Annotated in this window: 12 protein-coding genes; 5 read left to right on the top strand and 7 right to left on the bottom strand. The window is 69.8% G+C overall.

What is annotated here, in order from left to right; translation table 11 throughout:
• Complete coding sequence (locus J7520_RS16470; RefSeq protein WP_291190551.1) at nt 1-1167, bottom strand: phosphoglycerate dehydrogenase; 1167 nt, start codon at nt 1165-1167, stop codon at nt 1-3.
• A 97-nt stretch (nt 1168-1264) separates the two neighbouring features.
• A complete protein-coding gene (gene serC / locus J7520_RS16465; RefSeq protein ID WP_291190548.1) occupies nt 1265-2347 on the bottom strand; it encodes a 3-phosphoserine/phosphohydroxythreonine transaminase in 1083 nt (360 codons plus the stop codon).
• 211 nt (nt 2348-2558) lie between these two features.
• Between serC and msrP the strand changes: the two genes are divergently transcribed.
• Both msrP and J7520_RS16455 read left to right on the top strand, forming a co-directional pair.
• On the top strand, nt 2559-3539 hold the full coding sequence (msrP, locus tag J7520_RS16460; protein WP_291190544.1) for a protein-methionine-sulfoxide reductase catalytic subunit MsrP: 981 nt from the start codon (nt 2559-2561) through the stop codon (nt 3537-3539).
• Nucleotides 3539-4216 (top strand): protein-methionine-sulfoxide reductase heme-binding subunit MsrQ, encoded by a 678-nt coding sequence (locus J7520_RS16455; RefSeq protein ID WP_291190541.1) that lies wholly within the window; start codon nt 3539-3541, stop codon nt 4214-4216. Before msrP ends, J7520_RS16455 begins: the two co-directional genes overlap by 1 nt.
• Nucleotides 4217-4240: 24 nt before the next feature.
• Here the strand turns inward: J7520_RS16455 and orn are convergent, their stop codons facing one another.
• Nucleotides 4241-4810, bottom strand: coding sequence for an oligoribonuclease (gene orn / locus J7520_RS16450; protein WP_291190538.1), 570 nt, complete (start codon nt 4808-4810; stop codon nt 4241-4243).
• 75 nt (nt 4811-4885) lie between these two features.
• Here orn and sbcB point away from each other — a divergent pair, with 75 nt between their 5' ends.
• Together sbcB and J7520_RS16440 are read left to right on the top strand one after the other, a co-directional pair.
• Entirely contained in the window at nt 4886-6322 is a 1437-nt protein-coding gene (sbcB, locus tag J7520_RS16445; protein WP_291190535.1) for an exodeoxyribonuclease I, read from the top strand.
• Between the two features lie 2 nt (nt 6323-6324).
• The gene (locus J7520_RS16440) at nt 6325-7011 is read left to right on the top strand and encodes a DUF2461 domain-containing protein (protein WP_291190532.1); all 687 of its coding nucleotides are present in this window, start codon (nt 6325-6327) and stop codon (nt 7009-7011) included.
• A gap of 167 nt (nt 7012-7178) precedes the next feature.
• Here the strand turns inward: J7520_RS16440 and J7520_RS16435 are convergent, their stop codons facing one another.
• Genes J7520_RS16435 through J7520_RS16420 form a run of 4 tightly spaced genes read right to left on the bottom strand, consistent with a single transcriptional unit; the run spans nt 7179 to nt 11069 of the window.
• The gene (locus J7520_RS16435) at nt 7179-8183 is read right to left on the bottom strand and encodes an HlyD family secretion protein (RefSeq protein ID WP_291190529.1); all 1005 of its coding nucleotides are present in this window, start codon (nt 8181-8183) and stop codon (nt 7179-7181) included.
• A gap of 36 nt (nt 8184-8219) precedes the next feature.
• Entirely contained in the window at nt 8220-8420 is a 201-nt protein-coding gene (locus tag J7520_RS16430) for a DUF1656 domain-containing protein (protein WP_291190525.1), read from the bottom strand.
• Nucleotides 8410-10533, bottom strand: coding sequence for an FUSC family protein (locus tag J7520_RS16425; RefSeq protein ID WP_291190522.1), 2124 nt, complete (start codon nt 10531-10533; stop codon nt 8410-8412). Before J7520_RS16425 ends, J7520_RS16430 begins: the two co-directional genes overlap by 11 nt.
• A complete protein-coding gene (locus J7520_RS16420) occupies nt 10530-11069 on the bottom strand; it encodes a MarR family transcriptional regulator (protein WP_291190519.1) in 540 nt (179 codons plus the stop codon). Before J7520_RS16420 ends, J7520_RS16425 begins: the two co-directional genes overlap by 4 nt.
• Before the next feature lie 105 nt (nt 11070-11174).
• Here J7520_RS16420 and J7520_RS16415 point away from each other — a divergent pair.
• A partial coding sequence (locus J7520_RS16415; protein ID WP_291190514.1) for a winged helix-turn-helix domain-containing protein occupies nt 11175-12989 on the top strand: 1815 nt, incomplete at its 3' end.

Here is a 12989-nt window from a genome sequence, read left to right as displayed (position 1 = left end):
TCAGTTCTGGATCACGCGAACGGAAAGGATGCCGTCGATCGAAGCGATCGCCGCGACCAGGCTGTCGGGCACCGGCGAATCGGCGTCGATCAGGCTGTAGGCGAGTTCGCCGCGCGAGGCGTTGTGCATCTGCGCGATGTTGACGCCGGCCTCGCCCAGCACGTGCGAAAGCTGGCCGATCATGTTCGGCCGGTTGCTGTTGGCGATGCAGATGCGCGCCTGGCCGGCGCGCGCCATGCGCGTCTCGGGGAAGTTGACCGAATTGCGCACGTTGCCGTGCTCGAGGAAGTCGCGCAGCTGGTCGACCACCATCACCGCGCAGTTCTCCTCCGCCTCGCCGGTCGAGGCGCCGAGGTGCGGCAGCGCGATCACTCGCGGATTGGCGAGCAGGTCGCCGTCGGGGAAGTCCGACACGTAGCGGCCGATACGCCCGTCGGACAGCCCCTGGCGCAGCGCCGCGGCGTCGACGATCGCCTCGCGCGCGAAGTTCAGCAGCACCACGCCCGGCCGCACCACCTCCAGTGCCTGCGCGCCGAACACGCCGCGCGTCTTGTCGTTCAGCGGAACGTGGAAGCTCAGGTAGTCCGCGCCGGCGAACAGCTCGGCGAGCGAGCCGGCCTTGGCGACTTCCGACGACAACGCCCAGGCGCCGTCGACGGTCATGTGCGGATCGAAGCCGATCACGCGCATGCCGAGCGCGTGCGCCGCGTTGGCGACCTTGACGCCGATCGCGCCGAGGCCGACCACGCCGAGCGTCTTGCCGGCGAGTTCGGAACCGACGAAGCGCTTCTTCTCCGCCTCGACCTTGTGATGCAGGTCCTCGCCCGGCTGAAGGTTGCGCACGAAGCCGAGCGCGTCTGCGAGATTGCGCGCGGCCAGCAGCATGCCGGCGACGACCAGTTCCTTCACCGCGTTCGCGTTCGCGCCCGGCGCGTTGAACACCGGCACGCCGCGCGCGGACAGCTCCGCGACCGGGATGTTGTTGGTGCCGGCGCCGGCGCGCGCGACGGCCTTCACGCTGGCCGGAATCGGCGTCTTGTGCATGTCGGCCGAGCGCACCAGTACCGCGTCCGGCTCGGCGACCTCGTTGGCCGCGCTGTACAGCGTCGACGGCAGGCGATCGAGGCCGTTGCGCGAGATGTTGTTGAGGATCTGGATGGTGAACATGGGAAGGCCGGGATTGGGGATTGGAGAATCGGGATTCGGAAAGCTGTGTCTCGCCGCTCCGGCGCGGGCCGGCGCGGCGGAGCGGATCGTCGGCTGCTTATCCGTTGCGCCGCGCGAAGTCCTTCATGAAATCGACCAGCGCCTGCACGCCTTCGAGCGGCATCGCGTTGTAGATCGAGGCGCGCATGCCGCCGACCGTGCGGTGTCCCTTGAGGGCGAGCAGGCCGGCTTTTTCCGCTTCCTTCAGGAACGGCGCGTCGAGCTCCTCGCGCGGCAGCGTGAAGGGCACGTTCATCCACGAACGCGCGGAGCGCTCGACCGGGTTCTTGTAGTAGCCGGAGCCGTCGATGTAGTCGTACAGCCATTCCGCCTTGGCGCGGTTGCGCTCGGCCATCGCGGCGACGCCGCCTTGCGCCTTGACCCACTTGAACACCAGACCTGCGAGATACCAGCCCCAGGTGTTCGGCGTGTTCAGCATCGAGCCCTGCGCGGCGTGCTCGGCGTAGTTGAGGATCTTCGGGATGTCCTTCGGGCAGCGCTCGAGCAGGTCGTCGCGCACGATCACGACGACCAGGCCCGAGGGACCGATGTTCTTCTGCGCGCCGGCATACAGCAGCCCGTACTTCGACACGTCGAGCGGGCGTGACAGGATCGTCGAGGAGACGTCGCCGATCAGCGGCACGCCGCCGACGTCGGGGATGTCGTGGAATTCGACGCCGCGGATCGTCTCGTTCGGCGTCACGTGCACGTAGGCGGCGGACGGATCGAGATCCCATTCGGCGCGCGGCGGGATGCGGTCGTAGTGGGTCGCCGCCGAACTCGCGGCGATGCGCACGTCGACGTAGGGCTTGGCTTCCTTCGCCGCCTTCTCGCTCCAGTCGCCGGTCAGCACGTAGTCGGCGCGTTGTCCGCGCTGCGCGAAGTTGAGCGGAATCTGCGCGAAATGCTGCGTCGCACCGCCCTGCAGGAACAGCACCTTGTAGTTCGAAGGCACCGCCAGCAGCTCGCGCAGGTCGCGCTCGGCCTCCTCGGCCAGCGCGATGAACTCCTTGCCGCGATGGCTGATCTCCATTACCGATGCGCGCGCGCCGTTCCATTCGAGCAGTTCGGCCTGTGCCTGTTGCAACACCGCTTCCGGCAGCGCCGCGGGACCGGAGCTGAAGTTGTACTGACGACTCACTGGACACTCCCTGGGAGGCAGATTGGGAACTGCGGTTTTCGACCCCATTATGCCGCGCCGCAACAAACTGGCAACTGGCGCGACTTCCGTCCGTCACGGCCCCGCCATGCCCTTCCCGGCAAGGTCCGAACCTAGATCATCGCCGCGCGCCGGCGAAATCATTTCGCCGCATATGCGGTCTGTACGTGCAGAACCTGCGAGGAATCGTCCCATGCTGCTGCGCCGGCCCGCCGACATCCGCCCATCCGAGATCACGTCCGAAAGCGTCTACCTGCGCCGCCGCGAGCTGTTGAAGGGGCTCGCCGTGGCGGTGCCCGCGCTGCTCGCCGGCTGCGGCCGCAACGGCGGCGCGACGTCCACTGCCGCGGCGCCGCCGCCCGAACTGGCGATCGCCAAGCGCGGCGAATACACCTTGCCCGACGCGCAGACCAGCTGGCAGGACGCGACGCACTACAACAACTACTACGAATTCGGCACCGACAAGGACGATCCGGCGAAGAACTCCGGCCGCTTCGAGCCGCAGCCGTGGACGGTGGAGATCACCGGCAAGGCCGAAGTCACCGGCACCTTCACGCTCGAGGACCTGCTCAAGCCGCATCCGCTCGAGGAGCGCGTCTACCGCATGCGCTGCGTCGAGGCGTGGTCGATGGTGATTCCCTGGGTCGGCATCCCGCTCGCCGACGTGCTGAAGCGCTTCAAGCCGACCTCGGAAGCGAAGTACGTCGCCTTCACCACCGTGCGGCGGCCGGTGCAGATGCCGGGCCTGGCCTATCCGGTGCTCGACTGGCCGTACCGCGAAGGCCTGCGCATCGACGAGGCGATGCATCCTCTGACCCTGCTCGCGGTCGGCCTGTACGGCCGCGCGCTGCCGAACCAGAACGGCGCGCCGCTGCGCCTGGTGGTGCCGTGGAAATACGGCTTCAAGGGCATCAAGTCGATCGTGCGCATCGAGTTCGCCACGCACGAGCCGAAGACCTCGTGGAATCTGTCCGCACCGCGCGAATACGGCTTCTATTCCAACGTGAATCCGGACGTGAGCCATCCGCGCTGGAGCCAGGCGACCGAGCGCCGCATCGCCGGCAGCGGCGGCTTCAACTTGATCGGCAACCGCGTCGCGACGCTGCCCTTCAACGGCTACGCCGACCAGGTCGCCTCGCTGTACGCGGGCATGGACCTGCACAGGAATTTCTGATGGAAGCAACCGCCACCGCGCGCGCCGCCTCGCCGCGAAAGCGCGTCGACCGCATCGCCCTCAGCAAGCCGTTCGTCTTCGCGCTGTGCCTGCTGCCCTTGGCTTGGCTCGCCTGGGACACGCTGCACGGCCAGCTCGGCACCGATCCGGTCGCGCGGCTCGAACATCGCAGCGGCATCTGGGCGCTGCGCCTGTTGCTGGCGACACTGGCGATCACGCCGCTGCGCCTGCTGACGAAGTGGCACTGGCTGACGCGCTACCGGCGCATGCTCGGCCTGTTCGCGTTCTTCTACGCCAGCGTGCACCTGGCGATCTACCTGGTCGTCGACCTCGGCGGCTTCTGGTCGCAGCTGTTCGAGGAGATCGCCAAGAAGCCCTACATCACGGTCGGCTTCGCCGCGTGGCTGCTGATGATCCCGCTCGCCGTCACCTCGACCAAGGCGATGATGCGCCGGCTCGGACCGCGTTGGCTGCAACTGCACCGGCTGGTCTACGTGGTCGGCCTGTGCGGCGCGCTGCACTTCATGTGGCTGGTCAAGTCCGGCAACACGATCGCCGTGCGCGAGCCGGTGATCTATCTCGCGATCCTGCTGGTGCTGCTCGCCGCGCGCGTGCCGGGGTGGTTGCGGAGACGGCGGCTCCCGCGCGGGAACGCACGGGCAGGCGGAGTCGCGTAGGCGCGTCTCCCGTGGCCGCTCGATTCAGGCCGGGCCCTTCGCGCCGCCGAGCGAACCCATGAACACGCGGTAGTAGCGCAGCTCCGCGATCGAATCGCGCACGTCGCTGAGCGCGGTGTGCGCCGATTCCTTGGCGAAGCCGCGGCTCACCTCGGGCGCCCAGCGGCGCGCGAGTTCCTTCAAGGTCGAGACGTCGAGGTTGCGGTAGTGGAAGTAGCGTTCCAGCCGCGGCATCAGCCGGTACAGGAAGCGCCGGTCCTGGCAGATCGAGTTGCCGCACATCGGCGACTTGCCGGGCGGCACCCAGTGCGACAGGAAATCGACCGTCAGCGCCTCCGCGGTGGCGAGGTCGATGTCCGATTCGAGGACGCGCTGCCACAGCCCGGACTTGCGGTGCTGGTTGCGGTTCCAGTCGTCCATCGCCTCCAGGCGTTCGAGCGGATGGCGGATCGCGAACTCCGGCCCGTCGGCGAGCGGATTCAGGTCCTTGTCGGTGACGACCGTGGCGATTTCGAGGATCGAGTCGTGGTCGGGGTCGAGCCCGGTCATCTCCAGGTCGATCCAGATCAGATTCTCGTCGCTCGTCGATGCCATGCGCTGCTCCCCGAAACCCGCTGCGAGTGTAGGCGGCCCGGCGCGGATTGAGAACCCTGCGTTATGCTCGCCCGGATGAGCGCGAGCTTCCTCTGGCACGACTACGAGACCACCGGCGCCGATCCGCGCCGCGACCGCCCGGCGCAGTTCGCGGCGTGGCGCACGACGCTGGACCTCGAACCGATCGGCGAGCCGTTGTCGATCTTCTGCCGGCCCGCGCCGGACGTCCTGCCGCATCCGGAAGCCTGCCTGATCACCGGCATCACGCCGCAGCGCATGCTGCGCGAGGGCGTGGTCGAGGCCGAGTTCGCCGCGCTGGTGAACGAGCAGATGGCCGAACCCCGCACCTGCAGCGTCGGCTACAACTCGCTGCGCTTCGACGACGAGTTCACGCGCAATCTGCTCTACCGCAACTTCCACGATCCCTACGAGCGCGAGTGGAAGGACGGCAACTCGCGCTGGGATCTGATCGACCTCGCGCGCATGTGCCACGCGCTGCGCCCCGACGGCATCGAATGGCCGCGCCGCGACGACGGCACGCCGAGCTTCCGCCTGGAAGATCTCGCCGCCGCCAACCGCATCGCGCAGGCGCGTGCGCACGACGCGGTGTCCGACGTCGAAGCCCTGCTCGGCCTCGCGCGCCTGCTGCGCGTGCGCCAGCCGCGGTTGTGGGAGTTCTACTTCGCCCTGCGCCGCAAGCAGCGAGTGTTCGAACTGCTCGACGTCGCGCAGATGACGCCGCTGCTGCACGTCTCCTCGCGCTACCCGGCCAGCCGCGGCTGCCTGGCGATGATCGCGCCGCTGGCGATGCATCCGAGCCTGCCGAACGGCGTGATCGCCTACGACCTCGACGCCGACCCGACGCCCCTGCTCGACCTCGACGCCGACGACGTCGCCGACCGCGTGTTCACCGCGCGCGCCGACCTGCCCGAAGGCATCGAGCGCATCCCGTTGAAGACGATCCACGCCAACCGCTCGCCGGCGCTGGCGCCGGTCAGCACACTGAAAGGCGTCGACCTCGCGCGCATCGCGCTCGACCCGCAGCGCGCGATGGCGCACCTCGAGCGCCTGCGTGCGGCCGACGGCCTGATCGCCAAGCTGCACCGCGTGTTCTCGCGCGGCGAAGCGCGCGCCGCCGCGCTCGATCCGGAACTCGCGCTCTACGACGGCTTCCTGCCGGACACCGACAAGAAGCTGCTGCGCCTGGTGCGCGAAACGCCGCCGGGCGAGCTCGGCCAGCGCGTGTTTCCGTTCCGCGACTCGCGCTACGCGGAGCTCTTGTTCCGCTATCGCGCACGCAACTGGCCGGAAACGCTCGACGCCGACGAGCGCGTACGCTGGCAGGCGTTCTGCCGCCGTCGCCTCGACACCGCGACGCCGCTGACCGCACTGACGCGCGAGGAGTATTCGGCGACAATCGAACGCATGCGCGCCGATCCGGCACTGCCCCCCGCCAAGGTCCCGCTGCTCGACGCCTTGCAGCGCTGGGCCGACGAACTCCCGCAGGATTGACGATGGCCGAAACCTATTTTTCGAAGAAGACGTTCGCGTTCCTGCGCGACCTCGCCGCCAACAACAACCGCGCCTGGTTCGCCGCCAACAAGCAACGCTACGAGAACGAACTGCGCAATCCGTACCTGCGCCTGATCGCCGACCTGCAGGCGCCGCTGGCGAAGATCAGCGCGCACTACCGCGCCGATCCGCGCGCGCAGGGCGGTTCGCTGTTCCGCATCCATCGCGACACGCGCTTCGCCAACGACAAGACGCCGTACAAGACCTGGGCTGGCGCGCGCTTCGGCCACGAACGCCGGCGCGAGATCGAGGCGCCGTCGTTCTACATGCACCTGCAGCCGCGCGACTGCTTCGCCGGCGGCGGCATCTGGCATCCGGAGCCGGCGACCTTGAAGAAGATCCGCGACTTCCTCGCCGACAATCCGGCGGCCTGGAAGAAGGCCGTGCGCACGAAGGCGTTCGAGCAGCGCTTCGAATTCTGGGGCGAGAAGCTGACGCGCCCGCCGCGCGGTTTCGATCCGGCGCACGAGCTGATCGAGGACATCAAGCTGAAGAACTACGCGGCCGGCCAGGGTTTCCCGGACGCGCTGGCGTGTTCGGACGAGCTGCATCCGTATCTCGTCGACACGTTCAAGCGCATCGCGCCGATGATCGACTATCTGTGCGCAGCGGTGGAACTGGATTTCTGAGGGGTTGCGCCATTGCGTCGATCATCCGAACCCGGCGAGATCTAAGAAGATTTCTCGCAGAGGCGCAGAGACGCAGAGAAAGAAATAAGGAAATACTGCCGTTGCCTTTCTCCGCGCCTCTGCGCCTCTGCGAGAAACGCCTTTGCTTTCGCCCGGCGATGCAAACCCTAGCGCTGCTGCACCGGCGTCAGGACGACCGTCGCCGTCATGCCCGCCGCCAGCGTCAGGTCCTTCGGCAGGTGCTCGAGGTCGATCGCGATGCGCACCGGCACGCGCTGCGCCAGGCGCACCCAGCTGAACGTCGGCGCCACGTTCGCCAGCAGGTTCGCGCCGGTCGGGTTGTCGACGTCACCGATGCCGCGCGCGATGCTCTCGACGCGACCGTGCAGCCGCGCGCCGCCGGCCATCAGGCGGATCTCGACGTCGTCGCCGACGTGCACGTACGGCAGCTTGGTTTCCTCGAAGTAACCGTAGATCCAGTAGGAGTTGCGGTCGATCAGCGCCAGCCGCGCGGCGCCGGCGGCGGCGTAGTCGCCGGAATGGACGTCGAGGTTGGTGACGTAGCCGTCGACCGGGGCGCGCACCTCGGTGCGTTCCAGCTCCAGCTTCGCGCGCGCCAGCGCGGCCGCGGCCTGCTGCACGGCGGCGACGGCCTGCTCGCGCGAGGCGGTCGCCTGGTGATGCGTCGCCTCGGCCTGGTGCAGGCTGGCGCGCGCCGAACTCGCGGTCGCGGCCGCGTCGGCGCGCATCTCGGCCGAGATCACGTTGTTCGACATCTTCTGGCGCCGCTCCGACTGCCCGGCGGCCTTCTGGTAATCCGCGCGCCGCGCCGCGATCGCCGCGTCCGTCGCGTCGCTGCTCGCGCCGGCCGCGCGGGCGGCCGCCTCGGCCGCGGCGAGCGTCGCCTCGGCCTGTTCGAGCGCGTAGCGGAAGCGCTCCTGGTCGATGGCGAACAGCACGTCGCCCTTGCGCACTTCCTGGTTGTCGCGCACCGCCACCGTGGTCACGATGCCGGACACGTCCGGTGCGATGCGCACCACGTCGGCACGCACGCGCGCATCGCGCGTCCACGGCGAGTACATGTAGCGCTTCCACAGCGCATGCGCGACCGCGGCGGCGGCCAGCACGACCAGCGCCGTCAGCACGAAACGCGAGATCGATTGGATTTTCATGGGTCGTATCCGTTGACGAAAGGCTTGCGTGGCGCGTCAGCGCATCGCGATCAGGCCGAGGCCGCCGAACACGCAGGCGAACAGCGCGAGCCGGAACAGCGGCGGATGCCAGACGTGGCGATACAGGCCGAAGCGGCCGAACAGCCAGTCGAGCGCCCATTGCAGCGCCAGGCTGGCGAGGAAGACCAGGAACAGCCCCGGCACTAGGGCGTCGAGAAGCGCGATCTCACGCGGCATGCGGGTTCTCCTGCGGCGGTGGTTCGACGAAGTCCGCCAGCGCCGAACGCTGGTCGAGCAATGCCAGTCTGATCAGATGCAGCGGTGCCATCACAGGCGCGTGCCCGCGCGCCTCGTCGAGCGCGGCGGACAACCGTTCGCGCGCGCGCCGATAGCGCTCGTGGCCGGGATCGGCGTAGAACATGGCCAGTGCCGCCAGCGCGGATTCGATCGGCGCGCGCAGCGCCGCCGGCGCGTCGGTCGCGGCCAGCGCCTTGCGCAGTTCGATGACCGCGTGGCCGGTTTCCTGCACCGCCAGCGACCAGGCCAGCAGGGATCGAGACTCGGCGCTGCCGGCACGCGTGTGCGCGACGATCTGCGCCGCCGCGTCGCGGCTGGCGCTCTCGAAGCGTTGCCGCAGACCGGCCAGCGGCAACCGGCAGACGCTGGCGACCTGCAATCGCAACTTGCGCAGCAGCCGCGCTTGCAGCCACGGGCTGTCCGAAGCGCTGGCGAACAGCATGAACGCCAATCCCGCGCAGACCACGCCGATCGCCTGCGCGAGGCTGCTGTTGATCGCGGCGAGCGCGTCGAAGGTCATCGGATTCTTCAGCGGCAATGTGCTGAAGAACGCGATCAGGTAGCCGGAACCGATGCCGGCCAATGCCGGGCGCGCCATCAGATAGAAACCGATCGCCAGGAACGGCAGCAGCGAGGCCGCCAGCAGCGCGAAGCCGTCCATGCGCACGAGCACGCCGTAGCTGCAGAGCAGTCCGGCCAGCGTGCCGGCGGCGTAGCCGACCAGCATCGCGCGCACCGCGCGCAGCGGGTCGGGCAAGGTCGCCATCACGCCGCTGAAGGCGGTCGCGATCAGCATCGCGCTGGCGCCTTCCGGCCACGCGCTGGCGAGCCAGAACGCACCCATCGCGAGCATCGTCGCGGTGGTGCGCGCGGCGGCGATCAGGAACCCGGCCCAATCGTTCGAGCGGCTGAACGGCGCCGGCACCTCGGCCGGACTGCGCGCGGCCTGCGGTGACGCCAGCGCCGCGTACGCCTGCGCGTAGTCGTGCAGCTCGCCGACGATGCGGCCGATCAGCTCGGCGCCGGTGTCGAAGTCGAGCCGCTCGGCGCGACCGGCCAGGCCCTGCCGCTGCGCGGCGATGCTGGCTGGAAAGCGTTCGCGCAGCGCTGCCAGCCGCCGCGTCAGGGCTTCGGCCTGCGGTCCCATCAACGGCGCGCTCTCGACCGGGGCGAGTTCGGCGCCGAGTTCGCCGGCGAGCGCCATCAGCCGCTCGCGCACCGGCCGCTGCGCCTCGTCCTGCAGGCGGTTCAGCTGATGATGCAGCGACTGGTAGCTGGTCGAGGCCGCCATGAAGGCGTGGTTCAACAGGCGCATGCGCGGGCTGCGCACGCGCACGCCGGCGTCCTCGAACACCACCGAGCTGCGCTGGTTCTCGATCTGCACGACCTCGCGCACGAAGCGCAGGTGCGCCTGCTCGAGATCGCCGCGCGGCAGCGCGCCGCGCAGGCTCTCTCGCGCGAACACGATGAAGCCGGCGAACTGCGCGCGGATGCTCTCGCGCAGCACGTTGCCGAGCCGCTGCGGAAAGATCGCGTCGCTGACCAGGCCGGCGACGAACACGCCGAGCAGGACCTCGCTGACGCGCATCACCGCCGAGTCGAACACGTTCTGCGGATGATTGACCACCGGCAGCGCGACGATCGCCGCGGTGTAGCCGGCCAGCACGAAACCGTAGGACTTGAAATTGCGATGCAGCGAAGCGCCGCCCGCGCACAGGCCGATCCACAGCGCCATCGCGAGCAGGAACGGCACGCTCTGCTGCGCGAACGCGCCGACGATGGCCAGCGCCGCGAGACAGCCGACCAGGGTGCCGAGCGCGCGATAGAAGCTCTTCGCGAGCACCATGCCGCTGTGCGGATGGATCACGATCGACACCGTCAGCATCGCCGTGCTCGGCTGCTCCAGGCCCAGCCGCATCGCCAGCCAGGCGGTAAGCAGCACGGCGAGCGCCGCCTTGGCGACGAACAGCCAGTCCAGCGCGGCGCCGCGTGCGAATGCGGCCGCCTCCGCGAAAGCTCCGTCCGGCACCCGCGCTCGCAGGTAGGCATTCATGCCGGATGGACCAGCGCCTCGACGTTGCCGAGCAGGCGCTTGAGCAGCCGTTCGAGCTGGTCGCGTTCGGCCGGCGCGAAGCCGAGCATGCAGCGGTCCAGCAGGTCCGTCATGCCCGGCAGCAGCGCTTCGAGCAGTTCGACGCCGCGCCGCGTCAGCGACAACAGCACCTTGCGGCGGTCGCCGTGCGGATCGGCGACGCGGTCGACCAGGCCGCGATCGACCAGGCCGTTGCAGATGCGCGTGAGGTTGGCGGACTTCTCCCCTGCCGCGCCGCCGAGCTGCGACGGGTTCATGGCGTGGTCCGCGCTGCCGTACAGCATGATCAGGATGTTGTAGTCGGTATGGTTCAGGCCGTGCTCGCGCAGGATCGCGTTGGCGGCGTCGTGGACCTGCGCCTGAATGTGCCGCACCAGCCGCACCAGCACGGCGGCGTCGCGGCGAAACGCGGGGAAGCGCTGGTGCGTCCTGCGGATGCGCGCCTCGGTGGCGGCGAAGCTGCCGGAGTCCGCGGCGGGCGTTTTTCGACTGTGCATGCCGCATTATAGTTCATAACTGAATTAATCAGTTGTGAACGATTGATAGGATTCCCCGCGCTTTCCCGATCATCGACGAGGCGCCGCCCACGCCACGACCGACGAATGATCGCTCCCATCGAGTACCGCTTCGGCGACTTCCGCCTCGACACCGCCACCCGCACCCTGCGGCGCGGGAGCGAGCCGGTCGCGCTGCCGCCGAAGGTATTCGACTGCGTCGTCTACCTGGTCGGCCATCGCGAGCGCGCGGTCGGCCGCGACGAGCTGATCGCGGCGGTATGGGGCAAGGTCGACGTCGGCGACGGCGTGCTCGGCCAGACCATCCTGCAGGCGCGCAAGGCGCTCGACGACACCGGCCGCGAGCAGCAGATCATCCGCACCGTGCCGCGCTTCGGCTATCACTGGCTGGCGCACGTCGAAGAGCATGCGACCGAGCTCGCCCCGCCACCGGCGACGCCCGAGCGCCCCGTCGATCTCGAGAGCCTTTTCTCGCCGCCCCCGGCTTCGCCTCGGCCGTCACGCGGGAGCGTCGTCGCCATCCTGGCGATCTGCGCGCTCGCCGCGATCGTCGGGCTCGTGTCGATGCGACCGCCGGCGCCGCCACACAGTGCCGCCGCCGTTGCCGCGCCGGCCCCTTCGAAGGCCGTCCTGGTGCTGCCGGTCACGGTCGTCGGCGACGCCGACGCGAGCTGGATCCGTTTCGGCGTGATGGACCTGATCGCCAGCCGCCTGCGCGCCGCCGGTCAGGAGGTCGTGCCGAGCGACAACGTCGTCGCGCTGGCGCGCGCCTACGATCGCGTGGCGACCGATCCCACGCAGCGGACCGCCTTCGCCGCCGCGGCCGGCGCGGCGCTGATGATCGAGACCCGCGCCGAAGCGCTCGAAGGACGCTGGCGCGTGACGCTGCGCGCCGTGCACGGCGCCTCCGCCGCCGCGCCCGCCGTCGGCGAAGGCGCCGACGTACTCGCTGCCGCGCGCAGCGCCGGCGACCGCTTCGCCATCTCCCTCGGGCTCGCTCCCGCGCCGAACGGACCCGATGGAGATCCGCTGCTGCAGCAGATCGAAGCGGCCCTGCTCGAGGACCGCACCGACCGCGTGCGCGAGCTCATCGAGCAGGCGCCGCCGGCGCGGCGCGACCAGCCGCTGCTGCGCTTCCAGCGCGCGCGTGCGGAGTTCCAGCGCGGCGACTTCGACGCCGCGCGCACCACCTTGAGCCGCCTCGCCGGCGACGTACCGCCTTCCGCGGACCCTGTGCTGCATGCGCGCACGCTGAACGCGCTGGCCGGGATCGAGCTGCAGCGCAACCGGCCGGCCGCCGCCCTGCCCGACCTGGAGCGCGCGATCGAACTGCTCGCCCGCGAGCGCGCCTACGGCCCGCTCGGCAAGGCCTACAACAACCGCGCCGCGGCACGGGACGAGCTGCGCGACCGCCACGGCGCGCGGGCCGACCTGGCGCAGGCGCGCATCGCGCTGGCGACGGCCGGCGACGCGCTCGGGCTGGCGATCATCGATTCCAACGTCGGCGCCGCGGCGGTGTCGCGCGAGCGCTTCGCCGAAGCCGTGCCGATCCTTACCGGCGCGCTCGAGCGCTTCGCAATGTTCCGCGCGCACGCTCCCGAATTGAACGCACGCATCAACCTCGCCGATGCGCAACTGGCGCTGCTCGATCCGCTCGCCGCTCTCGCCAACGAGGCGCGGATGCGCGATCTGGTCGAGCGGGTCAACGATCCGCTGCGTCGCCACGCGGCCGACCTGGTCCGCGTCGAGGTGCTGTGCGCCAACGGCCGCCTGCGCGAGGCGGCCGCGCTGCTGCAGCAGGTCCGCGGCGAAGCCGAGGCGCAGGCCGACGCGACAGCGCTGGCGCGCGCCCAGGCGATCGCCGCGCGCGCCGCGCTCGACGCCGGCGACGCCGCGCTGGCC

This window comes from Dokdonella sp., assembly GCF_017744955.1.
Classification (GTDB): Bacteria; Pseudomonadota; Gammaproteobacteria; order Xanthomonadales; family Rhodanobacteraceae; genus Dokdonella_A.
The sequence above is the reverse complement of the archived record's forward strand: the minus strand, read 5'-3'. Positions and strand labels throughout refer to the sequence as shown.

Coding starts and splice junctions, on each gene's coding strand:
- J7520_RS16425 (WP_291190522.1), bottom strand. CDS start 10,533: ATGAATGCCTACCTGCGAGCGCGGGTGCCGGACGGAGCTTTCGCGGAG.
- J7520_RS16440 (WP_291190532.1), top strand. CDS start 6,325: ATGGCCGAAACCTATTTTTCGAAGAAGACGTTCGCGTTCCTGCGCGAC.
- J7520_RS16430 (WP_291190525.1), bottom strand. CDS start 8,420: ATGCCGCGTGAGATCGCGCTTCTCGACGCCCTAGTGCCGGGGCTGTTC.
- sbcB (WP_291190535.1), top strand. CDS start 4,886: ATGAGCGCGAGCTTCCTCTGGCACGACTACGAGACCACCGGCGCCGAT.
- msrP (WP_291190544.1), top strand. CDS start 2,559: ATGCTGCTGCGCCGGCCCGCCGACATCCGCCCATCCGAGATCACGTCC.
- J7520_RS16435 (WP_291190529.1), bottom strand. CDS start 8,183: ATGAAAATCCAATCGATCTCGCGTTTCGTGCTGACGGCGCTGGTCGTG.
- orn (WP_291190538.1), bottom strand. CDS start 4,810: ATGGCATCGACGAGCGACGAGAATCTGATCTGGATCGACCTGGAGATG.
- J7520_RS16470 (WP_291190551.1), bottom strand. CDS start 1,167: ATGTTCACCATCCAGATCCTCAACAACATCTCGCGCAACGGCCTCGAT.
- J7520_RS16420 (WP_291190519.1), bottom strand. CDS start 11,069: ATGCACAGTCGAAAAACGCCCGCCGCGGACTCCGGCAGCTTCGCCGCC.
- J7520_RS16455 (WP_291190541.1), top strand. CDS start 3,539: ATGGAAGCAACCGCCACCGCGCGCGCCGCCTCGCCGCGAAAGCGCGTC.